We start from the raw sequence: 19,917 nt of genomic DNA, 5'->3' as shown, positions 1-19,917 counted from the left end.
CTCAGCCGCGGTTAAGCCGGGCGCGCGCTTTGATTGCGGCCAGAACTCGGCTAGGGTGACCGACGCTTTTCAGTGCCTTCAGGAATTTCGATGGCCCGTCCGCTGCTTACCGCGACCGCGATTGTCGGCTCGCTCTGCCTGATCCCGCTCGCGACGCAGGCGATGGCCGCCGTCGACACCGACACCTATCGCGAGTTCGACCAGTTTCTCGACGTGTTCAACCGCGTGAAGGCCGATTACGTCGACAAGGTCGACGACAAGACGCTGATCAAGGGTGCGATCCAGGGCATGCTCGCCGCGCTGGACCCGCATTCGAGCTATGTCGACGCGCTCGACTATGACAATCTGCGCATTCAGACGGAGGGTAATTACGGCGGCCTCGGCCTGACGGTGCAGATGGAGGACGGCGCGGTGAAGGTCGTCGCGCCGCAGGAGGACACGCCCGCCTATCGCGCCGGGGTCAAGTCCGGCGACTATATCACGCACATCGACGGCAAGCTGATCTACGGCGAGACGCTGGACGAGGCGATCGGCCTGATGCGCGGCAAGCCCGGCACCAAGATCAGCCTCACGCTCGTGCGCCCCGGCACCGACAAGCCGATCGACGTCACGATGAACCGCGAGGTGATCGTCCAGAAGCCGGTGAAGTGGGAAGTCCGTGGCGACGTCGGCTACATCAACATCAACACCTTCTCCGAAAACACCGGCGCCGACACGCGTGCGGCGATCATGGCGATCGACAAGAGCCTGGGGCATCGCCCGCTCGGCTATGTCGTCGACCTGCGCGACAATGGCGGCGGCCTGCTGACGCAGGCGATCGCGGTCAGCGACGCCTTCCTCGACCATGGCGAGATCGTCTCGCAGCGCGGCCGCGAGAAGAGCGACATCGAGCGCTATTTCGCCAAGCCCGGCGACGATGCGCACGGCCTTCCCGTGATCGTGCTGACCAATCCCGGCACCGCCTCCGCCTCCGAGATCGTCGCGGGTGCGCTACAGGATCATCACCGCGCGCTGATCATGGGCGAGCGGACGTTCGGCAAGGGTTCGGTGCAGACGCTGCTGCCGCTCGGCCCGAAGACCGCGCTGCGCCTGACGACGGCGCGATACTATACGCCGTCGGGCCGCAGCGTGCAGGAAGGCGGTATCGTGCCGGACATCAAGGTACCCGAGATCAGCGATCCCGACTTCAAGTCGCGCCCCGTCTTCCGCGAGGCGGACCTGCGGCGCCACCTGATTAACGAGGTCAAGGCGGACGACAAGATCCTGGAAGAGGACACGAAGGACGATCCGCGCTTCGGCATGACGGCGGAGCAGCTGAAGAAGCAGGGGATCGACGACTTCCAGCTCTATTACGCGCTGAAGACGATCGCCCGGCTTGGCGGACCGGCGCAGATCGCGGCTGCAACCAAGCCGCGCCCCGTCAAGACGCCGCCCGCCGCGACCGCGCAGTGACCGGCCGGCGATGACCCGCAACGAACGGCTCGCGCGCCTGCTGGCGCTGCTGATCCCGGCGGCCTTGCTCGCCGGCGCCTGGGGCTCGCAGATCTTTGGCCATCTCTATCCGTGCGAGATGTGCCACTGGCAGCGCTGGCCGCATTATGCCGCGCTGCCCTTCGCGCTGCTCGCCTTCGCCGTGCCGCAGCGGATCGTCGCCAAGGCCTTCGTCATCCTCGCCGCGCTGCTGATCGCCGTGTCCGGCGCGATCGGCGTCGCGCATGCGGGTGTCGAATATCATTGGTGGAACGGCTTCACCGCCTGCACCTCGACGGTCGACATGCGCGGGATGAACGCGGCGGACCGGCTCGCCGCGCTGATGAGGGCGCCGGTCGTGCGCTGCGACGCGCCGCAGTGGACGCTGGCCGGCATCTCGCTCGCCGGCTTCAACGCGATCTTCTCGCTCGGTGGTGCGTTCACCATCCTGATGCTGATGAGGAAGAGCCGATGAGCAAAGCCAGCTGGAAGCCCGGCGACCGGCGCGAGCCGGTGAAGGCGATGATCCGCGTCGACCAGGCGGGGGAATATGGCGCGACACGCATCTATGCCGGGCAGCTTGCGGTGCTGGGCGATCGCCACCCGGCGAGCCGTGCGATCCACCACATGGCGGTGCAGGAAGAGCGCCACCGTGCCTTCTTCGACCGGATGATCGCGGATCGCGGCGTGCGCCCGACGCTGATGCAGCCGTTCTGGAACGTCGCCGGCTTCGCGCTCGGTGCCGTAACCGCGGCGATGGGGCCGGAGGCGGCGATGGCCTGCACCGCCGCGGTCGAGACGGAAATCGACAAACACTATCAGGCACAGCGCGACGAGCTGGGCGACAGCGACCCCGAACTCGCCGGCGCGATCGCCGATTTCCAGGCGGAAGAGCTGGAGCATCGCGACCACGCGATCGGTGCGGGCGCGGAGAATGCGGTGGCCTATCCGGTGATGTTCGGGCTGATCCGGCTCGGCTGCAAGGCCGCGATCGCCGCTGCCAAGCGGATCTGACGGGAGAAGAACCATGTCCATCGCGATCCTGGCGCTGATGCTTGCGGGCTCGCCCGCGCTCGCGCAGCAGGTGACGCAACCCCAAGCCGCGCCGGCGGCCGCGCCGGCCGCGACGCAGGTGTCGCCCACCCCGGCGCTGCCCGGCGCGGTTATGCTGAAGCCCGCGGAAAAGCCTGGGGAGGTCGCCAAGCGGGCGCCGATCAACGGCGTGCTCGTCCTCTACGGCAACGAGCGCTGTCCGACGAACACCAACGGCGACGAGATCGTCGTGTGCGAGCGCCGCAGCGCGCAGGAGCAATATCGCGTCCCCAAGGAACTGCGCGAATTCCAGGTGACGCCGCAGAACCAGAGCTGGGCCGCGCGTGCGCAGGGCGTGCTCGACACCGGCGTCGGCGTTTCGAGTACGGGCAGCTGTTCCGTCGTCGGCGCGAGTGGCCAGTCCGGCTGTTTCGCGCAGGCTGCGCGGGCGGCGCGCGCCGAGCGGCAGCAGCAAAAGGCGGAAGAAGCGCGCATCCCCTGAGCGGGGCGCAGCGTATCGCGCTGGCAGCCCACGCGCGTTGCCTGCGGAATACATACGTTGCGGGGTCCCTCTCGCAACGACTGCGACCGGTCTCGGACGGCCGTGAAACACGGCGTGACGTGCCGCCAGACGACGGGACATGATGGGCCCAGCCAGCGCCGCAAAGGCACCGAGGCCGTATCTGTCATGACGGCGGAACGGGAGGCGGCTCTTCCCGCTGGCTGCTTGGCCCGATAGGATCCGCCCGAGATCGATGAGACCGGGGGGACTCGTATCATGGCCACCACCGTTTCCGTCAGCCGCGCCGCATCGCCGCCGCTCGCCGCAGACCGCTACGAACGCATCCTCGCCTATGCCGCCGCAATGCTGCTTGCCGTCGTGCTCGTCGCCATCGCGCGCGGCCATGGCGAATGGCCTCGCGTGCCACCTGTGGTCTGGGCGCATCTTCTCACGATCCTCGTCGCGCTCGCGCTGACGCCGGTCATGCTGCTGGGGCGGCGTGGGGACTCGCGGCACCGCCGGCTGGGCACGATCTGGGTCGTCGCGATGATGCTGACCGCGCTGCTCTCGTTCGGCATCCGCCAGACCAATCACGGGGGCTTCAGCGCGATCCATCTGCTCTCCGCTTTCACCTTGGTGCAGGTTCCGCTGCTATGGTGGTCGGCGCGCACGCATCGCGTCGCGCGGCATCGGGGCGCGGTCCGCGCCATGGTGACGGGCGCGCTACTGATCGCCGGGGTCTTCACCTTCCCCTTCGGCCGGATGCTCGGCCATTGGCTGTTTGGCTGACACGAGCGTGCGCGGCGTCCGTATCGTCCTGTTCGCGCTGGTCTGGTTCAGTTGCGCCTGGTTCGGATCGTGGGAGCTCAACCCCAACAACGCGACGCGCATGTTCGCCGCCATGAGCCTGGCCGAGGGCGAGCACGGCGCGATCGACCGCTATCAGACGCTGACGATCGACAAGGCGATGTTCGACGGCCATTACTACCTCGACAAGGCGCCGGGCATGACGGTGATGGCGCTCCCCGCGGTCACGGTGGCGGACGCGGTGACGGGCCGGCGGGGCACCGACTTCGGCGCCTTTCCGGTTGGCCCGGACTTCGAGCGCATGCTCCGGCTGCGGACCCGGCTGGCGGCGGCGAGCGGCGCTGCGGTGCTCACCGCGCTGGCGGCGGTGGCGCTGTTCGACATGGGCCTGATCCTGACAGGCAGCGCGGCGGCGGCGCTGTTCGCCAGCCTGGGCTTCGCGCTCGGGACGCCGATCTGGGGCTGGTCGACGACGGTGATGGGCCACGCGCCTGTTGCGGCCTTATACGCGATCGCCGTGTGGGCGATCGTGCGCGGCACCGACGGTGGCAGGATCCATGCGGCGCTGGCGGGTCTCGCGCTCGGCTGGGCGGTGGGGATCGAGCATCAGGCCATCCTCGCCGGCTTGCCCATCGCGGTGCCCGCCTTGTGGCGCGCGCGCCTGCGCGTCGACACGATCGCGTGGACGGCGACCTTCGTGCTCAGCGGTGTTGCCGCCCTGCTGCCGCTGATCGCGTACAACGCGCTCGTCCTCGGCGATCCGTTCCGGGTGGGCTATGCGGGCGTCGTCGGATGGGACGGGATGCATAGCGGCCTGTTCGGGCTCGGCTGGCCCCAGCCGCGCGCGCTGGCCTTGATCCTGTTCGGCCGGCAGATCGGCCTGATCTGGGTCGCGCCGCTGTTGGTGATCGCGCCGGCAGGGCTGGCGCTGATGACCGCGTCGCCCCGCCAGCGCGCGCTGGCGGTCGCCTGTCTCGCTAGCGCGGCGATCGCGCTGCTCGTCAACGCCGCCTATGTCTATTGGCAGGGCGGCAATACCACGGGACCCCGCCTCGCCATACCGGCGGCCGGCCCGCTCGCCATCGGTCTCGCGGCGCTGTGGGCGGCGCTGCCCCGCGGCTGGATGCGTGGAGCCGCTGCGGCGCTACTCGCAGTGTCGATCGCGCTTAACGCCGCGATCGCGTCCGCGGAGATATTCGCGCCGCCGACGACGCCCTTTCCAGTGTGGGACGGCGTGCTCGCCGATCGCTTCGCGCACGGTGACCTGCGCACCGTCGCGAGCGAGTGGTTCGGCTGGCGCCCCTGGTACGGATTCGCCCTTTGGGCGACGCTCGCGCTGCCGATGCTCGGCTGGCTTGCCGACCGCGTCAGGCGCGCCTGAGGCCGCGGATGCGGTGCCAGATGTAGAAGGCAACCAGCACGACGAGGATGATGCCGATCAGCAGGTCGGCGCGGTGGAAGGCCGCCTTGACGCGCGGGTCGCTGTTCCACTTGTCGCCGAGCTGCATACCGACCCAGGCGAGGCCGAAGCACCACGGCCATGACCCAATGAACGTGTAGACGTGGAACGGCACCAGCCGCATCCGCGCGACGCCGGCGGGGAAGGCGATGAAGCTGCGGATCACCGGCAGCAGCCGGCCGATCAGCACCGCGATCCCGCCCCAGCGTGCGAAGAAGCGGTCCGCCGCGTCGAGTTCGCCCGGTCCGATCAGCAGATATCGGCCCCAGCGCTCGGCCACCGTGCGTCCGCCGCGCTTGCCGATCTCATAGGCGACGATCGACCCCAGGTTGCAGCCGATCGCGCCGGCGGTCGCGGCCAGATAGAGGTCGAACCGCCCCGTTGAGACGAGGTACCCGGCGAACGGCATGATGATTTCGGACGGCAGCGGGATGCACGCGCTCTCGATCGCCATGAGCAGCGCGATGCCGACATAGCCGCCGCCGGAGATCACGCCGATGGTGAAGGTGGCGAGGACGCCCAGTATCTTCTCGAACATGGGCGTGGGGCTTGGCCGATCGCGCGATCGAAGGAAAGGGGAGAACGGCACGGGGCATGGCGGTGGCCGCCGTCCGGCGCGGGGGAACCGCGGCGCGACTGGCGCGCTTGGCCGCACATGGACGATTTCCAGCTCAACGACGGCCGCACCATGCCGCGGCTCGGCTTCGGTACCTATCAGATCCCCGACACCCAGGCAGCGGCGGCGGTGCGCCGCGCGCTCGATGCCGGCGTTCGGCTGATCGATACGGCCGCCATCTACCACAACGAGCGCGGCGTCGGCGAAGGGATGCTGGGTTCGGACGCCTTCCTCACCACCAAATTGTGGAACGATCGCCAGGGCGACGCGCAGGCGGCGCTGGACGAGAGCCTAGCGCTGCTCGGGCGCGACCATGTCGACCTGTACCTGATCCATTGGCCCTCGCCTGCGCAAGACCGGTATGTCGATGCGTGGAAGGCGCTGGTCGACTTGCGCGACGCGGGCAGGACACGCTCCATCGGTGTGTCCAATTTCCTGCCCGAGCATCTCGAGCAGATCGCCGACGCCACCGGGGTCATGCCCGCCGTCAATCAGATCGAACTCCATCCGCGTCACCAGCGGCGGGAGGAGCGCGCGTTTCACGAGAAGCATGGCATCGTCACGCAAAGCTGGAGCCCGCTCGGCCAGGGCGGCGACCTGTTGCGCGATCCGGCGATCGCGGCCGTCGCGGGGAAGCACGGCCGATCGCCGGCGCAGGTCATTCTGGCGTGGCATCTCGCGCACGGCCTGTCCGTCATTCCCAAGGCGGCGGACCCGGACCATCTCGCCGACAATGTCGCGGCGGCGGGACTGGCCCTGGATGAAGACGACATCGCCGCGATCGACGCGCTCGACCGGCAGGAGCGCATCGGCCCGGATCCCCGCAGCTTCTGACTCCCGACGCCGGCGATCGGCGGCGCCCGCCGTCGTCGCGGCCGCGGATGCGAGGCTTTGCGTCAGGCGGCGGCCAGCGGCACGAACAGCGCCTGTACGTCGGGCGGCGCACCGTCGAGCGCGATCCGCATCCGCTCGGCCGGCACGGTCTCCCTGTCTCCGGGCAGATTGGCCATCGTCCAGTCCCCGAAAGCACGCACGTCCACGATCGCGTCGCTGAGGAAACGGATCTGTTCATGGCGCGGATCGGCGAGGATGCGCCGTAACGTCGTCGCGACGCTTTCGGGCGGCCCTTCGAGCAACTGGACGTAGTGCGTGCCGTCGGTCCAGAGCAAACCCGAAAGACCATCGATGCCGTTGTTGCTGCGGGACTGGGTAAGGATGCCAGCCAGATCGCGGTTGCCTGCGCCGTCCCGCGCCCTGCTGCGATACACCACCCGCCGGTACGTCGTTGCGCTCATCGATCCAAGTTAGGAATGCGTCCGGACAGCGTCGAGCCATCGGCGGCGGCATGACGCGAATTTCATCCGCCCACGCGACAGGCCGACCGGGACCACGGTCGCGCGGGCGCCGAAGCTACTTTTTTTGACGGGGCGAAGGCCGTTTCGCCCCGGCAGGTGTTCCCTTCCTGCGAGAAAGGAGATGACGATGGCGAATGATCGGATAGTGGCTGTCGGCTTTCTGACTCAGCGCGATCTGGATGTCCTGGGTTCCGGCTTCCGGCGCATCGTGCCGCTCGCGGACGATCGTGCGTTCGACGACCTGCTTGCCCAGCTCGACCAAGTTCACGCGGAACCGACGCCGCACGGCATGAAGCTGGAAACGGAGTAAGGTACGCCCCCGCGGCACGTGATCGATGCCAAGGGCGTATCGAACATGTCCCGCTCGGCGCAGCCTGGCGAGGGTCGGCAGCCGCCGTCCGCGCAAGAAGGGTATGAGCGGCGGATGCCGTTTCCGGCTCCAGGGGTCCCGCATCCGGGGGCGGACCATCCATGGTCCGCTTTGGCGGGCTTTGTCGCTTGCGTGCCGTGGCACCGGATCGCGTATCGAACGTAGAGGCAGCCATGTCCAAATTATTCGAACCGCTCGCCGTCGGGGGTCTTTCCCTCGCAAACCGGATCGTCATCGCGCCCATGTGCCAATATTCGGCGGAGGAGGGGCGCATGACGGATTGGCATGTGATCCATCTGGGTCAGCTCGCGCTGTCCGGCGCGGCGCTGTTGACGATCGAGGCGACCGCCGTCGTGCCGGAAGGACGGATCACCTACGGCGATGTCGGCTTGTGGGACGAGGAGACCGAGAGCGCGATGGCGCGCGTGCTCGAGACCGTCCGCCGCCATTCCGCCATGCCGATCGCGATTCAGCTCGCGCACGCCGGGCGCAAGGCGTCGACCGAATTGCCGTGGAAGGGCGGCGCGCAGATCGCACCCGATGCCGCCGGTGGCTGGCAGACGGAGGCGCCGAGCGCGCAGCCGTTCTCGGCGGGCGAGAAAACACCGACGGCGCTGTCGCAGGCGCGCATGGACGAACTCGTCGAAGCCTTCGCACAGAGCGCGCGGCGCGCGGCGCGGCTCGGCCTCGATGCGGTGCAGATCCACGCCGCGCACGGCTACCTGCTGCACCAGTTCCTCTCGCCGCTGTCGAACAGGCGCGATGACGAATACGGCGGCAGCCTCGAGAACCGGATGCGGTTCCCGCTGGCGGTGTTCGACGCGGTGCGGGCGGCATTCCCCGCCGAAAAGCCGGTGACGGTCCGCGTCTCGGGGACGGACTGGGTCGAAGGCGGCTGGGACGTCGAACAGACGGTCGCGTTCGCGCGGGCGCTGGAGGCACGGGGCTGCGCGGCGATCCATGTATCGAGCGGCGGTCTCGATCCAAAGCAGGCGATCCCGGTCGGTCCCAGCTATCAGGTGCCACTCGCCCGCACGGTCAGGCAGGCGGTGTCGATCCCGGTCGTCGCGGTCGGCCTGATCACCGAGTATGAACAGGCGGAGGCGATCGTCGGCACGGGCGACGCCGACCTGATCGCGCTCGCGCGGACGATCCTCTACGACCCGCGCTGGCCATGGCACGCGGCAGCGCATCTGGGCGCGCGAGTCAAGGCGCCCGACCAGTACCTCCGCTCGCAGCCGCGCCAGTATCGACACCTGTTCGATATCGAAGGGAGTGCGGAAAGCTGATCGCCGGATGGCCCCTCGGACAGGGAGGGGCGCCACCGCGTTCTCAGCCCATACCCTCGACCATCTCGGCCAGTTCCAGCCATCGCATCTCCGCCGCGTCCTTCTCGTCGCGCAGTGCCGCGATCTCCTTGCCCAGCCGGTCGAAGGCCGTGGCGTCACGCGCATACAGGCCCGGATCGCCCATCGTCGCCTCGTTTTTGGCGATGATGCGGTCGATCTCCTCGATCCGCTTGGGCAAGAGGTCGTAGTCGCGCTGATCCTTGTAGCTCAGCTTGGTCCGCGCCTGCGGCGGGGGCGGCGGCGGCGGCGCCTCGGCCTTCGCCTTCCTGGGCTCCGCCTTGGGCTTGCGCTTGCGTTCCCAGTCTTCGTAGCCGCCGGCAACGACGTCGACCGTCCCGGATCCGTCCAGGCCGAGGGTGACCGTCACCGTTCGGTCGAGGAAGTCGCGATCGTGGCTGACGATCAGGACGGTGCCGTCGTAATCGGCGATCACCTCCTGCAACAGGTCGAGCGTCTCGAGGTCGAGGTCGTTGGTCGGCTCGTCGAGCACCAGCAGGTTTGACCGCCGCGCGAATTCGCGCGCCAGCAGCAGGCGCGATCGTTCGCCGCCCGACAGCGTGCCGACCTTCGCCTCCGCGAGGCTTGGGTCGAACAGGAATTCCTTCAGATAGCCGTGGACATGCTTGCGCACGCCGAGCACGTCGATCCAGTCGCCGCCATCGGCGAGCACGTCGCGCACCGTCTTGTCCGGCGCCATCAGGCTGCGTTGTTGATCGATCACGACGCCGTCCAGCGTTTTGGCGAGCTTCACCTCGCCGCTGTCGGGCTGGAGCTCGCCGGTCAGCAGGCGCAGCAGCGTCGTCTTGCCGGCACCGTTATGGCCGACGATGCCGATCCGGTCGCCGCGCGTGACGCGCAGGTTGAGGTCGCGGATGACGGTGCGCGGGCCATAGCCCTTGGTGACGTGGAGCGCGTCGATCACCACCTTCGTCTTCGCGTCGTCGGACCCGGTGACGAGGTTCGCCGCACCCTGCGGCCCGATCATCGCGGCGCGGGTGGCGCGCATCTCCTTGAGCTTGGCGAGACGGCCCTGGTTGCGGCGACGGCGGCCGGTGACGCCGCGCTGCAGCCAATGCTCCTCGATCTTCAGCTTGGCGTCGAGCTTTTCGGCGGCGCGCTGTTCCTCGGCATAGACCGCCTCCGTCCAGGCTTCGAATCCGCCGAAGCCGACTTCGTTGCGCCGCATCTGGCCGCGGTCCAGCCACAAGGTCTGCTTGGTCAGCCGGGTCAAAAAGGTGCGGTCGTGGCTGATCACGACGAACGCGCCGCGCCAGCGGTTCAGCCAGTCTTCCAGCCAGTCGATCGCGGCGATGTCGAGGTGGTTGGTGGGCTCGTCGAGCAGCAGGACGTCGGGGTCCTGCGCCAGTGCGCGGACGATCGCGGCGCGGCGCCGCTCGCCGCCGCTCGCGGTCGCGGAGTCGCGCGACAGGTCGATGCCGAGCTGGTCAGCGATCGCATCCGCCTCGTGCCGCTCGGGCGCGTCCGCGCCGCCCAGCACGTAATCGGCCAGCGTCGGGCACTGGCGCAGGTCGGGTTCCTGTTCCAGCAGCACGACGCGGGTGCCCGGCACGATGGTGCGGCGCCCCTCGTCGCTGTCGATGGTTCCGGCGAGCAGCTTGAGCAGCGTCGTCTTGCCGGCCCCGTTGCGGCCGATCAGCGCCAGCCGGTCGCGCGCGCCGACATGGATGTCGAGATGGCGGAACAGCCAGCCCGAGCCCTGGATCAGGCCGAGGTCTTCGTAGGATAGGATAGGGGCAGCCATGGCCGCGCGAGGTAGGCGGTGCAGGCGAGGGGGGCAAGCGCGGGTCGCCGAAATCCACCCCGGCACATGCAGGGGACGGGAGCATCGAGGAGGCTTGTCCCGGATGCGCGCGAAGCTCCACGCAACCAAAACGGCGGACGGCAATTTTTCCCTTTTCCGGTGTCAATCTTGCTGGATCGTGCTCACCCCCAACCTGAACCTACCTCGCCCGGCCCATTCACAGGCTGTTCAATGCCATCCGCCTATGCCACCCCTCATGTCGATGCTTGCTTCCCTCCTCTTTTTCGCGGCCGCGCCCGCGGTCGCCGAGGCGCCCGATCCGCAGCGGCGCAGCGACCAGGAGCGCGCCTATGACGCGCGGCGGCGTGGCGACCTGTTGCCCAACAAGGTGATCGAGGCGCGCGTGCTGCCGCAGATGAAGGGCTATGAGTATCTCGGCTTCGACCTCGACTTTTCGAGTGGCGTTTACACGCTGAAGTTCCTGCGCGATGGAACCGTCGTCTGGGTCGACGTCGATGGCCGCACCGGCCAAATCATCGGCCGCACCGGCCGCTAGGAACAGGGGATCACATGCGCGTTCTGATCGTCGAGGACGAACCGAATCTCGGCCAGCAGCTGAAGAATACGCTGGAGGGCGCGGGCTATGCCATCGACCTCGCCACCGATGGCGAGGAAGGCCACTTCCTCGGCAGCACCGAAAGCTATGACGCGATCGTCCTCGACCTCGGCCTGCCCGAGATCGACGGGCTGACCGTGCTCGACCGCTGGCGCAAGGAGGGCAAGACGACGCCCGTCCTGGTCCTGACCGCGCGCGACAGCTGGTCCGACAAGGTCGCCGGGCTCGACGCGGGCGCCGACGACTATGTCGCCAAGCCGTTCCAGACCGAGGAGCTGATCGCCCGCCTGCGCGCGCTGATCCGCCGCGCGTCGGGCAATGCGTCGAGCGAGCTGACCGCGGGCGACGTCCGGCTCGACACGCGGTCGGGCAAGGTGACAAAGGCCGGCGAGGCGGTGAAGCTGACCGCGCAGGAATACAAGCTCCTCTCCTACCTTCTCCACCACAAGGGCAAGGTGGTCAGCCGGACCGAGCTGATCGAACATATCTACGACCAGGATTTCGATCGCGATTCGAACACGATCGAGGTGTTCGTGACGCGCATCCGCAAGAAGCTGGGCCAGGACGTGATCACGACGATCCGCGGCCTCGGCTACAGCCTCGAAGACCCGGACGCCTGACGGCACCTCCATGTCCGAGTCACCGCCGCTCGCCGAAGAGCCGCCGCGTCGCCGGGCGCGGACGACAGGGTCGCTGTCGCGACGGATGATCCTGATCGCGGCGGCGTGGATCGGATTGCTGCTGCTCGGCGGGGGTTATGCGCTGGACAAGGTGTTGCGCGACGCGGTGACGCGCAACTTCGACCAGAACATGTCCTACATCATGAAATCGCTACTGGTGTCGGCCTACATCGATCCTGACGGCGAAGTCGCGTTCAGCCGCAATGCCACCGCGGACCAGCAGTTTCTGGAGCCGAATTCCGGGCTCTATTGGCAGGTCTCGGCGCCGCGCCGGCCGATCGGCGAAGCCTTTGCCTCGCGCTCGCTATGGGATCGCCGGCTCGCCTATGGCGCGGACCACGACGATCGCAGCGAGCATGTCTACGACAGCACGCAGTTCCCGGACGAGAAGCTCCGCATCGTGGAGCGCGACGTGCAATTGCCCGGTTCCGACGTCCATTGGCGCTTTCAGGTCGCGCAGGCGCGCACGGGGCTGGACGCCCAGATCGCGATCCTCCGGCGTACGCTGGTGCGCAGCTTCCTGCTGCTCGGGCTTGGCCTGATCGTGCTTGCCGCATTGCAGACCTTTTATGGCCTGTGGCCGCTGCGCCGCGTGCGGGAGGAGATCGCGCGGATGCGCGCCGGCCAGTCGAGCCGCGTCTCCAGCGCGATGCCGATCGAAGTCGCGCCGATGGTGGAGGAACTCAACGCGCTGATCGAGCACAACGAGCGCCAGGCGGAGGAGGCGCGGCGGCACGCGGGCAACCTCGCGCACGCCCTGAAGACGCCGCTCACCGTCATCATGAACGCCGCCACGGCGCAGGCGGACGACCTGGCCGATACCGTCATTCGCGAGGCGCGCACGATGCGGCGACAGGTCGACCATCACCTCGCGCGCGCACGGGCGGTCGGGCGCCGCGGCTCCGCGCACAGCCGCGCCGACGTCTGGCCGAGCCTCGAATCGGTCGAGCGCGCGGTAGCGCGCCTCTATCGCCACGTACGGATCGACGTAACCGGTCCAAAGGACCTGCAGGTCCATGTCGAGCGCCAGGATCTCGACGAGATGCTCGGCAATCTGATCGAGAATGCGGCGAAATACGGGGGCGGCAGCGTATTCGTCACCGTCGCCGCGCAGGCCGGCTTCGTCGAGCTGATGATCGAGGACGACGGCACCGGCATTCCCGAAGAGGATCGCGTCCGCATCTTCGATCGCGGCGTGCGGCTCGACACGGGCAAGCCGGGCACGGGCCTGGGCCTCGCCATCGTGCGCGACGTGGCCGAAATCTACGGCGGCACCGTCAGCCTCGAGGAAAGCGAGGACCTGGGCGGCCTGCTCGTCCGGCTGCGGCTACCGGCCGCCAATTAGGCCGGCGGCCGGGTCACGCCGGCGCCAGCGCCAATCCGCTCATCACCTCCGCAGTGATCGCCAGGCTGCGCTTGCGCGCCGCATGGTCGTAGATCGCGCTCGTCACCATGATCTCGTCCACCCCCGTCCGTTCGATGAACGCAGCGGTCTGGCGCGCCACCGTCGCCAGGGATCCGACCGCGGAACATTGCAGGACATGGTCGAGGATCTGATTGCCCTGCGGCCCAAGGCTGGCGCGATAGCCCTCGACCGGCGGCGGCAGCTGGCGCGGATTGCCCGTGCGCAGCGCAACGAACGACTGCTGCTGCGAACTGGCCAGCAGCTCGGCCTCGGCGTCTGTCTCCGCGGCGAAGACGTTGAACCCCGCCATCGCATAGGGCTGGGCGAGCTGGGCCGAGGGGCGGAAGTCACGGCGATAGATCGCTAGCGCCTGATCCAGCGCGTCCGGCGCGAAATGCGAAGCGAAGGCATAGGGCAGGCCGAGCGCGGCGGCGAGCTGCGCCCCGAAGGTGCTCGACCCCAGGATCCACAAGGGCACGTTCGCGCCCGCGCCGGGCGTGGCGACGATGCCGGTCTGGCCGTCGTCGGCGAAATAGCTTTGCAGCTCCAGCACGTCCTGCGGAAAGGCGTTGGGATCGCTGTCGAGCGTACGGCGCATGGCGCGCGCGACCCGCTGGTCGCTGCCCGGCGCCCGACCGAGGCCAAGGTCGATACGTCCCGGGAACAGCGCGTCGAGCGTGCCGAACTGCTCCGCGATCACTAGCGGCGCATGGTTGGGCAGCATGATCCCGCCCGCGCCGACGCGGATCGAGCGCGTGGCGGCGGCGACGTGCGCGATGACAACCGCGGTCGCCGCACTGGCGATGCCGCGCATGCCGTGATGCTCCGCCACCCAATAGCGGTTGAAGCCGAGCGATTCCGCGTGGCGCGCAAGGTCGGCGGCATTGGCGAGCGATTGGGACACGGTGCCGCCTTCGACGACGGGCACCAGATCGAGCAGGGCGAAGCGGGTCATGATCGGCAAGATGGGGAGCCGTTCGCCGGCTGCAATCGGTCCCGATCAGAAACCGATCGCGTAGCGGATCGCTCCGCCGCGATCGTCGGGCAGGCTGGCGACATTGCCGGGATCGCGCCGCCAGAACAGGTTGGCCTGCACGTCGCCGAGGCCGAGCAGCACGCGATAGCGCGCCTCCACGTCCAGTTCCCGACCGGTCGGTGCCAGGTTCATCCGCTGCATCGTCCAGTCGCTGACCGTGAGCGTGGCATAGTCCCAATTCGTCGGCAGCCGATAGTCGATGCCGCCGCGCGACACGCGCAGCGGCTGCGCGAACCGCAGGCCGACGCTGTCCGTGCCGAACACGCCGTCCTTGCCGGCGTCCACCGCAAAGGCCGTCGTGGCGAGCTGTCCGGTGCCGGAAAGCCCGCTCTGCATACGCGCGGTTGTCCAACCCCGACGCCAGCTGCCGCCGATCGTCCAGCCACCGCCTAGATCGGCGCGTGCGTCCATGTCGACGAACCAGCTCTTTGCCTGCGGGGCGCCGAGCGAACCGTCGAAGCGCGCGCCGAGCAGCGTGTCGCGCTCCGCCAGGCGGCTTGCCGCCACACCGGCGGTCACGCCCCGCCAGCGCGCGTCGACGCCCAGCGTGGCGCGATCGTATCCGGACCGGCGATAGCCCTGCAGCCCCGCGAGCAACGGGTCGCGGCGGCCGATGACGTCGCCATTCTCGATCCCCGCGCTGATGCCGACGGGGCCGAACTGCTGGCGCAGCGAGCCGGCGGCATGGGCCATGCTTTCGAAGCCGAGCCCGCCCTGGCCCGCGACCAAAAAGGCGGGCTCCCGTCTGCCCGCCATCTGCGCGCTCAGCACGTTTGACCCTTGCGAGAAGGCGAAGCCGAATTGCGTGTTGCGACCCAGCGCCTGCGTCACCGACCCGGCGATCGCCCGTGCGGTATCCGCCTGGTCCTGGCTGAGCAGGCTGCGTTGCACCGCGACCGATCCGTCGCGCCGCGGGGCCAGCGTCAACGACACGGTCGTGCCGGCGTTGGCGAGCGACAGGCTGCGCATCGGCATCTGCAGGGCACCGGTCAGCATCGGGGTCGGCGCGCCGCGCTGCACGGTATGAGCAAGGTCGATCGCAAAGGCGCGCGCATAGCTGTCGAGGATCACCGCCCCGAGCGTTCCGACCTGCGCATCGCCCATCGGCGCGGACAGCGTCGCGTTGCTCGTCGTGGAGACGGCGACCTTCGACCCCGCAAGCGCGGTGGTGCCGACGGGCTGGAAGGCGCGCGTCAGGTCGAGGACGCCATTGCCATAGATGCTGTCCACGCCCGCCGCACCGGCGTCGCGCGCGGTCCGGAAGAGCAGGTCGACGATCTGCGCACCGCTGAGATTGGGAAAGGCCTGTGCAAGGAGCGCGATCGCGCCCGAAATCTGCGGCGCGGCGAACGAGGTGCCGGACCACAGATAGGCCGTGTTGTTCTGATCGGGCGCGCGTACCCGCTCGCCGACGGCGGCCAGGTAATGCGTGGCGCCCGTGCCGGCCTTGTCGCTGAAGGTGGAGAGCACGTCGTTCGATCCGACGGACCCGGCGATGATGACGAGATTGCGCGCCGCGGGGTTGGACGCGACCGAGGTGAACGGGTCGGGATTGTCGCTGCCGTCGTTGCCCGCGGCGATGACGATGATGATGCCTTGCGCGGTCGCGCGACCGATCGCATCGATCAGGTTCTGCGGCATCGCCGATCCGCCGAGCGACATGTTGATGACGCGCGCGCCGGCGACGCGGGCGGCATCGACGCCGCGCGTGATGGCGTCCGTGTTGAACTTGCACGGCGAGTCCGTTCCCGTCGTCGTCGCGGTGCAACTGCCAGGCGTGTCGGCGCGCAACACGGTCAGCGTCGCGTCGAACGCCACGCCCTGCGAGCCGGTATCGTTGCGGCGGCCCGCGGCGGTGAACGCGACCGCGGTGCCGTGACCCGCCTGATCCTTGATGCTGGTATTGCCAGCGACGTCCTGCGACGCGGCGCTGATGCGATTGCCGAATTCCGCGCTGCTCGTGTCGATCCCGCTGTCGATGATCGCGAGATTGACGCCCAATCCGGTCGCGCCCCGGTTGTAGGCGGCCAGCGCGTTCATCGAGACGGCGCCGACCGTCGCGCGATATTCCGCGGTATCATAATTCGTCGCGGTCGGCGTGGGCGACGGTGAGGGCGTCGGGGCCGGCGCGGGGGTAGGCGCCGGGGTGGGCGAGGGTGTCGGCGTCGGCAGCGTCGCGCTCGGCGGCGCCGGGATCGTGTTCACCCCTCCGCCACCACCGCCGCCGCAGGCGCCCAGCGCCAACGCGCCGCCCAGTGCCGCCGACCGCAGCAACCCCGCCCGCATCCCCATCACTCCACTTACGCTTGTCGACAGCCTACTATCATGGCTGTGCAGGGGTTTACAGCGCATTGACGGAACTTCATGCGAAGGCCCGCTTGCCCGGCGACCGCCTGCCCCGTAGACGCCGCGGCGATGCTCGCACGCCTCGCCTCGATCGACACCTGGATCTTCGATCTGGATAACACGCTGTATCCCGCGCGTGCCAATCTGTTCGCGCGGATTGACGCGCGCATGACTGCTTATGTCGCCCGCCGGCTCGGCGTCGGTCCGACGGAAGCGTTGCGCATCCAGAAGGCGTATTTTCATCAGCATGGCACGACCCTGACCGGGCTGATGGCGGAACACGGTGTCGATCCGCACGACTTCCTTGCCGACGTTCACGACGTGGAGATGGACGTGCTGGAGCAGGATGCGCCGCTCGCCGCCGCGATCGCCAGACTCCCCGGCCGCAAGCTCGTCTTCACCAACGGCGACAAGCCCTATGCGCTCAAGGTGCTCGACCGGCTGGGGCTGGGCGAAAGCTTCGAGGCGATCCACGATATCCACGCGATGGATCTGGTGCCCAAGCCGCACCCCAGCGCCTACGCCGGTCTGTGCGCCGCCTTCGGCATCGATCCGACCCGCGCGCTGTTCGCGGAGGACATGGCGCGCAACCTCGTGCCCGCCAAGGCGATCGGCATGACCACGGTGTGGGTCGACAACGGCTCCGAACAGGGTCCCGAGGCCGCGCGCGACCATATCGATTACACCGTCCACGACCTGACGTCGTGGCTCACCCACGTCACGGAGGCACTATGACCCGGGAACTGGAAACCACGATCGAGGCGGCGTGGGAGGATCGCACCCAGCTGGGCTTCGGCACGGGCGGCGATACGCGGCGCGCGGTCGACCGCGCGCTCGCGTTGCTGGACTCCGGCGAGGCGCGCGTGGCGGAGCCTGATGGAGAGGGCGGCTGGCGCGTCAATCAATGGCTCAAGAAGGCAGTGCTGCTGAGCTTCCGCCTCAACGACAATGCCCTGATCGACAATGGCCCGGGTGCGGGCCACTGGTTCGACAAGGTGCCGAGCAAATTCTCCGGCTGGAGCGAGGCGGAATTCCGCGCCGCGGGCTTTCGCGCCGTGCCCGGCAGCGTCGTGCGCCGTGGCGCCTATGTGGCACCGGGCGCGATTCTGATGCCGAGCTTCGTCAACATCGGCGCCTATGTCGGCGAGGGAACGATGGTCGATACCTGGGCGACCGTCGGCAGTTGTGCGCAGATCGGCAGGAACGTCCACCTGTCCGGCGGCGCGGGGATCGGCGGGGTGCTCGAGCCGCTGCAGGCGGACCCGGTGATCATCGGCGACGGTGCGTTCATCGGCGCGCGGTCGGAAGTCGCCGAGGGCGTTCGCGTCGGTGAGGGCGCGGTGCTCTCGATGGGCGTCTACCTCGGCAAGTCGACCAAGATCATCGACCGCGAGACGGGTGAGGTGTTCCGCGGCGAGGTGCCGCCCTATGCCGTCGTCGTACCCGGCTCGACCGGCGGCAACCTCGGCCTTTACTGCGCGGTGATCGTCAAGCGCGTCGACGCGCAAACGCGCAGCAAGACCAGCATCAACGACCTGCTGCGCGACTGATCGTTCCGGCCGGCGAACCAATTACGGCATCGTCCGTTATCCTTCTGACGCAAGCGTAAAGGCGCTGGAGAAGGGGCGGCATGATGGACAGGCGGTTGTGGCGGGTCGCGGGCATGACGCTGGCGGCGGCGACCTGGTGCGGCGGCGCGTCGGCGCAGCAGGTCGATGTCGGCGCGCCGGCGCCGGCTCCCGCCGATACGCAGCAGACGCCCGCCCCCGAGACGCGCCAGCAGAATCCCGACACGACCACCGGCGACACGCAGCATCGGCCGCAGACGGCGGTGTCGCGCAGCCGGCAGCGTGATACCTCGCCGTCGGCGCTGATCGGCGACACGCAGAGTTCACCGCCGCCGGGCCTGATCGGCGACTGGCAGGAAATCCGCACGCGGCTCGGCCGGCGCGGCATCGGGCTGAGTGCACGCTACGCCTCCGAAAGTGGCTATAACATTGCCGGCGGCGAGCGGCAGCTGTTCCGGGAAACGGGCCAGTTCGACGTCGGCGCGCTGCTCGACTTGGAAAAGTTGGCGGGGCTCAAGGGCGGGGCGTTCCAGGCGACCGTGACCTGGCGGCGTGGCAGCAACCTGACGGCGGACGCGGGTATCAACGCGCTGCAGCAGGTGCAGGAGATCTACGGACGGGGCCAGACGGTGCGCATGACGCAATTATGGTACGAGCAGAAGCTCGGCCCGTCGGTGGAGGTGAAACTCGGGCTAACCAACCCGGGCGAGGACTTCGCCGTCTTCTCCTGCCACTTCATGAACCTCAGCTTCTGTGGGGCGCAGCCCGGCAATCTCGCGGGCGATTACTGGTACAACTGGCCCGTCAGCCAATGGGGCGCGCGGGTGCGGATTGACCTGCCGCGCGGAGTCTACGTGCAGGGCGGTGCCTATCAGATCAATCCGCGCAACCTCGATCCGCATTTCTTCGTGGCCCATGTGCAGGGGGCGACCGGCACATTGATCCCGATCGAAACGGGCTGGTCACACGGTGGCGACGATGGTCACGTCGGCTCGTACAAGATCGGCGGCTGGATCGGTACGGCGGCGGGCGACGACGTGCTGCTCGACCTCAACCGCAATGTCGCGGCGGTGACCGGGCTCGCGCCGCTGCGGCACGACAGCCGCTATGGCGTCTATTTCACCATGCAGCAGCAGCTGACCGGTAGGTCGAAAGACGGCAAGGCGCTGACCGGCCTGTCGATGTTCGCGAACGTCACGCAGGCCGATCGCAAGACGTCCGTGACCGACAATCAGGTGGCGGTAGGGCTGTTCTACAAGGGGTTGGTGCCCTGGATCCCCGGCGACGTGCTCGGATTCGGACTTGCGCGCACCAACGTCAACGGCCGTGCGGCGGCCGCCGACCGGGCCGTCCTGGGCACGGCGATCCGCGATGCGGAATATGCGGCGGAGGTCTATTACGCCATCCACCCGACCGACTGGCTCGAGCTCAGGCCCAACCTACAATACATCCACCAGCCAGGTGGCATTCGTGAGGCGGCGGACGTGGGCGTGGTCGGCATGAAGGCGGCGATCACGCTCTGAAACGGGACGGGGCGGCGCTCC

General features: G+C 68.6%; 20 protein-coding genes. 15 read left to right on the top strand and 5 right to left on the bottom strand.

Going from position 1 to position 19,917, the window contains the following annotated elements; translation table 11 throughout:
• Positions 1-90 precede the first annotated feature (90 nt).
• The 6 genes from RF701_RS09030 to RF701_RS09005 all read left to right on the top strand — a co-directional run bounded on the left by RF701_RS09030 (position 91) and on the right by RF701_RS09005 (position 5,192).
• Positions 91-1,452, top strand: a complete 1,362-nt coding sequence (locus RF701_RS09030; RefSeq protein WP_210359194.1) for a S41 family peptidase — start codon at positions 91-93, stop codon at positions 1,450-1,452.
• Positions 1,453-1,462: 10 nt separating this feature from the next.
• Complete coding sequence (locus RF701_RS09025; RefSeq protein ID WP_308814743.1) at positions 1,463-1,945, top strand: disulfide bond formation protein B; 483 nt, start codon at positions 1,463-1,465, stop codon at positions 1,943-1,945.
• The gene (locus RF701_RS09020; protein ID WP_238941177.1) at positions 1,942-2,484 is read left to right on the top strand and encodes a demethoxyubiquinone hydroxylase family protein; all 543 of its coding nucleotides are present in this window, start codon (positions 1,942-1,944) and stop codon (positions 2,482-2,484) included. The genes RF701_RS09025 and RF701_RS09020 overlap by 4 nt, the downstream gene beginning before the upstream one ends.
• Before the next feature lie 13 nt (positions 2,485-2,497).
• Entirely contained in the window at positions 2,498-3,004 is a 507-nt protein-coding gene (locus tag RF701_RS09015; RefSeq protein WP_203311341.1) for a hypothetical protein, read from the top strand.
• A gap of 276 nt (positions 3,005-3,280) precedes the next feature.
• Positions 3,281-3,793: a DUF2306 domain-containing protein gene (locus tag RF701_RS09010; protein WP_210359196.1), complete on the top strand. Its 513-nt coding sequence runs from the start codon at positions 3,281-3,283 to the stop codon at positions 3,791-3,793.
• Complete coding sequence (locus RF701_RS09005) at positions 3,786-5,192, top strand: hypothetical protein (RefSeq protein WP_308814741.1); 1,407 nt, start codon at positions 3,786-3,788, stop codon at positions 5,190-5,192. The genes RF701_RS09010 and RF701_RS09005 overlap by 8 nt, the downstream gene beginning before the upstream one ends.
• On the opposite strand, the gene RF701_RS09000 is transcribed toward RF701_RS09005, so the two are convergent.
• Positions 5,179-5,808, bottom strand: a complete 630-nt coding sequence (locus RF701_RS09000) for a DedA family protein (RefSeq protein WP_308814740.1) — start codon at positions 5,806-5,808, stop codon at positions 5,179-5,181. The two genes, RF701_RS09005 and RF701_RS09000, sit on opposite strands and share 14 nt — an antisense overlap.
• A gap of 117 nt (positions 5,809-5,925) precedes the next feature.
• Between RF701_RS09000 and RF701_RS08995 the strand changes: the two genes are divergently transcribed.
• Complete coding sequence (locus RF701_RS08995; RefSeq protein ID WP_308814739.1) at positions 5,926-6,720, top strand: aldo/keto reductase; 795 nt, start codon at positions 5,926-5,928, stop codon at positions 6,718-6,720.
• A gap of 62 nt (positions 6,721-6,782) precedes the next feature.
• Here the strand turns inward: RF701_RS08995 and RF701_RS08990 are convergent, their stop codons facing one another.
• Complete coding sequence (locus RF701_RS08990) at positions 6,783-7,181, bottom strand: BLUF domain-containing protein (protein WP_210359199.1); 399 nt, start codon at positions 7,179-7,181, stop codon at positions 6,783-6,785.
• A gap of 187 nt (positions 7,182-7,368) precedes the next feature.
• Between RF701_RS08990 and RF701_RS08985 the strand changes: the two genes are divergently transcribed.
• Both RF701_RS08985 and RF701_RS08980 read left to right on the top strand, forming a co-directional pair.
• Positions 7,369-7,551 (top strand): hypothetical protein, encoded by a 183-nt coding sequence (locus tag RF701_RS08985; protein ID WP_238941179.1) that lies wholly within the window; start codon positions 7,369-7,371, stop codon positions 7,549-7,551.
• 233 nt (positions 7,552-7,784) lie between these two features.
• Positions 7,785-8,900, top strand: a complete 1,116-nt coding sequence (locus tag RF701_RS08980; RefSeq protein ID WP_308814738.1) for an NADH:flavin oxidoreductase/NADH oxidase — start codon at positions 7,785-7,787, stop codon at positions 8,898-8,900.
• A 43-nt stretch (positions 8,901-8,943) separates the two neighbouring features.
• On the opposite strand, the gene RF701_RS08975 is transcribed toward RF701_RS08980, so the two are convergent.
• Entirely contained in the window at positions 8,944-10,722 is a 1,779-nt protein-coding gene (locus RF701_RS08975; protein WP_210359201.1) for an ABC-F family ATP-binding cassette domain-containing protein, read from the bottom strand.
• A 256-nt stretch (positions 10,723-10,978) separates the two neighbouring features.
• On the opposite strand from RF701_RS08975, the gene RF701_RS08970 reads away from it, so the two are divergent.
• From RF701_RS08970 to RF701_RS08960, 3 genes are read left to right on the top strand one after another with little or no spacing between them, the layout of a single operon-like run.
• Entirely contained in the window at positions 10,979-11,278 is a 300-nt protein-coding gene (locus RF701_RS08970; protein WP_238941180.1) for a PepSY domain-containing protein, read from the top strand.
• A 14-nt stretch (positions 11,279-11,292) separates the two neighbouring features.
• Positions 11,293-11,958, top strand: a complete 666-nt coding sequence (locus RF701_RS08965; protein WP_115378623.1) for a response regulator transcription factor — start codon at positions 11,293-11,295, stop codon at positions 11,956-11,958.
• A 10-nt stretch (positions 11,959-11,968) separates the two neighbouring features.
• Positions 11,969-13,363, top strand: coding sequence for a HAMP domain-containing sensor histidine kinase (locus RF701_RS08960; RefSeq protein WP_210359202.1), 1,395 nt, complete (start codon positions 11,969-11,971; stop codon positions 13,361-13,363).
• 13 nt (positions 13,364-13,376) lie between these two features.
• On the opposite strand, the gene RF701_RS08955 is transcribed toward RF701_RS08960, so the two are convergent.
• Complete coding sequence (locus tag RF701_RS08955) at positions 13,377-14,378, bottom strand: LLM class flavin-dependent oxidoreductase (protein WP_308814737.1); 1,002 nt, start codon at positions 14,376-14,378, stop codon at positions 13,377-13,379.
• A gap of 45 nt (positions 14,379-14,423) precedes the next feature.
• On the bottom strand, positions 14,424-16,745 hold the full coding sequence (locus tag RF701_RS08950) for a S8 family peptidase (protein WP_308814736.1): 2,322 nt from the start codon (positions 16,743-16,745) through the stop codon (positions 14,424-14,426).
• Positions 16,746-16,874: 129 nt separating this feature from the next.
• Here RF701_RS08950 and RF701_RS08945 point away from each other — a divergent pair, with 129 nt between their 5' ends.
• The 3 genes from RF701_RS08945 (at position 16,875) to RF701_RS08935 (ending at position 19,896) form a co-directional block, all read left to right on the top strand.
• The gene (locus RF701_RS08945; RefSeq protein ID WP_210359205.1) at positions 16,875-17,540 is read left to right on the top strand and encodes a pyrimidine 5'-nucleotidase; all 666 of its coding nucleotides are present in this window, start codon (positions 16,875-16,877) and stop codon (positions 17,538-17,540) included.
• Positions 17,537-18,355 (top strand): 2,3,4,5-tetrahydropyridine-2,6-dicarboxylate N-succinyltransferase, encoded by an 819-nt coding sequence (gene dapD, locus RF701_RS08940; protein ID WP_308814735.1) that lies wholly within the window; start codon positions 17,537-17,539, stop codon positions 18,353-18,355. The genes RF701_RS08945 and dapD overlap by 4 nt, the downstream gene beginning before the upstream one ends.
• Positions 18,356-18,438: 83 nt before the next feature.
• On the top strand, positions 18,439-19,896 hold the full coding sequence (locus RF701_RS08935) for a carbohydrate porin (protein WP_308814734.1): 1,458 nt from the start codon (positions 18,439-18,441) through the stop codon (positions 19,894-19,896).
• Positions 19,897-19,917 lie beyond the last annotated feature (21 nt).

The sequence above is a fragment of the Sphingomonas sp. GV3 genome, assembly GCF_031082075.1.
Taxonomy (GTDB): Bacteria; Pseudomonadota; Alphaproteobacteria; order Sphingomonadales; family Sphingomonadaceae; genus Sphingomonas; species Sphingomonas beigongshangi.
Note: the sequence above shows the minus strand (reverse complement) of the source record. Positions and strands in the feature narration are given on the sequence as shown.

What these genes read in the sequence shown, in the direction of transcription:
- RF701_RS09030 (WP_210359194.1), top strand. Translation starts at nt 91, where the DNA reads ATGGCCCGTCCGCTGCTTACCGCGACCGCGATTGTCGGCTCGCTCTGC.
- RF701_RS09025 (WP_308814743.1), top strand. Translation starts at nt 1,463, where the DNA reads ATGACCCGCAACGAACGGCTCGCGCGCCTGCTGGCGCTGCTGATCCCG.
- RF701_RS09020 (WP_238941177.1), top strand. Translation starts at nt 1,942, where the DNA reads ATGAGCAAAGCCAGCTGGAAGCCCGGCGACCGGCGCGAGCCGGTGAAG.
- RF701_RS09015 (WP_203311341.1), top strand. Translation starts at nt 2,498, where the DNA reads ATGTCCATCGCGATCCTGGCGCTGATGCTTGCGGGCTCGCCCGCGCTC.
- RF701_RS09010 (WP_210359196.1), top strand. Translation starts at nt 3,281, where the DNA reads ATGGCCACCACCGTTTCCGTCAGCCGCGCCGCATCGCCGCCGCTCGCC.
- RF701_RS09000 (WP_308814740.1), bottom strand. Translation starts at nt 5,808, where the DNA reads ATGTTCGAGAAGATACTGGGCGTCCTCGCCACCTTCACCATCGGCGTG.
- RF701_RS08995 (WP_308814739.1), top strand. Translation starts at nt 5,926, where the DNA reads ATGGACGATTTCCAGCTCAACGACGGCCGCACCATGCCGCGGCTCGGC.
- RF701_RS08990 (WP_210359199.1), bottom strand. Translation starts at nt 7,181, where the DNA reads ATGAGCGCAACGACGTACCGGCGGGTGGTGTATCGCAGCAGGGCGCGG.
- RF701_RS08985 (WP_238941179.1), top strand. Translation starts at nt 7,369, where the DNA reads ATGGCGAATGATCGGATAGTGGCTGTCGGCTTTCTGACTCAGCGCGAT.
- RF701_RS08980 (WP_308814738.1), top strand. Translation starts at nt 7,785, where the DNA reads ATGTCCAAATTATTCGAACCGCTCGCCGTCGGGGGTCTTTCCCTCGCA.
- RF701_RS08975 (WP_210359201.1), bottom strand. Translation starts at nt 10,722, where the DNA reads ATGGCTGCCCCTATCCTATCCTACGAAGACCTCGGCCTGATCCAGGGC.
- RF701_RS08970 (WP_238941180.1), top strand. Translation starts at nt 10,979, where the DNA reads ATGTCGATGCTTGCTTCCCTCCTCTTTTTCGCGGCCGCGCCCGCGGTC.
- RF701_RS08965 (WP_115378623.1), top strand. Translation starts at nt 11,293, where the DNA reads ATGCGCGTTCTGATCGTCGAGGACGAACCGAATCTCGGCCAGCAGCTG.
- RF701_RS08960 (WP_210359202.1), top strand. Translation starts at nt 11,969, where the DNA reads ATGTCCGAGTCACCGCCGCTCGCCGAAGAGCCGCCGCGTCGCCGGGCG.
- RF701_RS08955 (WP_308814737.1), bottom strand. Translation starts at nt 14,378, where the DNA reads ATGACCCGCTTCGCCCTGCTCGATCTGGTGCCCGTCGTCGAAGGCGGC.
- RF701_RS08950 (WP_308814736.1), bottom strand. Translation starts at nt 16,745, where the DNA reads ATGCGGGCGGGGTTGCTGCGGTCGGCGGCACTGGGCGGCGCGTTGGCG.
- RF701_RS08945 (WP_210359205.1), top strand. Translation starts at nt 16,875, where the DNA reads ATGCTCGCACGCCTCGCCTCGATCGACACCTGGATCTTCGATCTGGAT.
- dapD (WP_308814735.1), top strand. Translation starts at nt 17,537, where the DNA reads ATGACCCGGGAACTGGAAACCACGATCGAGGCGGCGTGGGAGGATCGC.
- RF701_RS08935 (WP_308814734.1), top strand. Translation starts at nt 18,439, where the DNA reads ATGGACAGGCGGTTGTGGCGGGTCGCGGGCATGACGCTGGCGGCGGCG.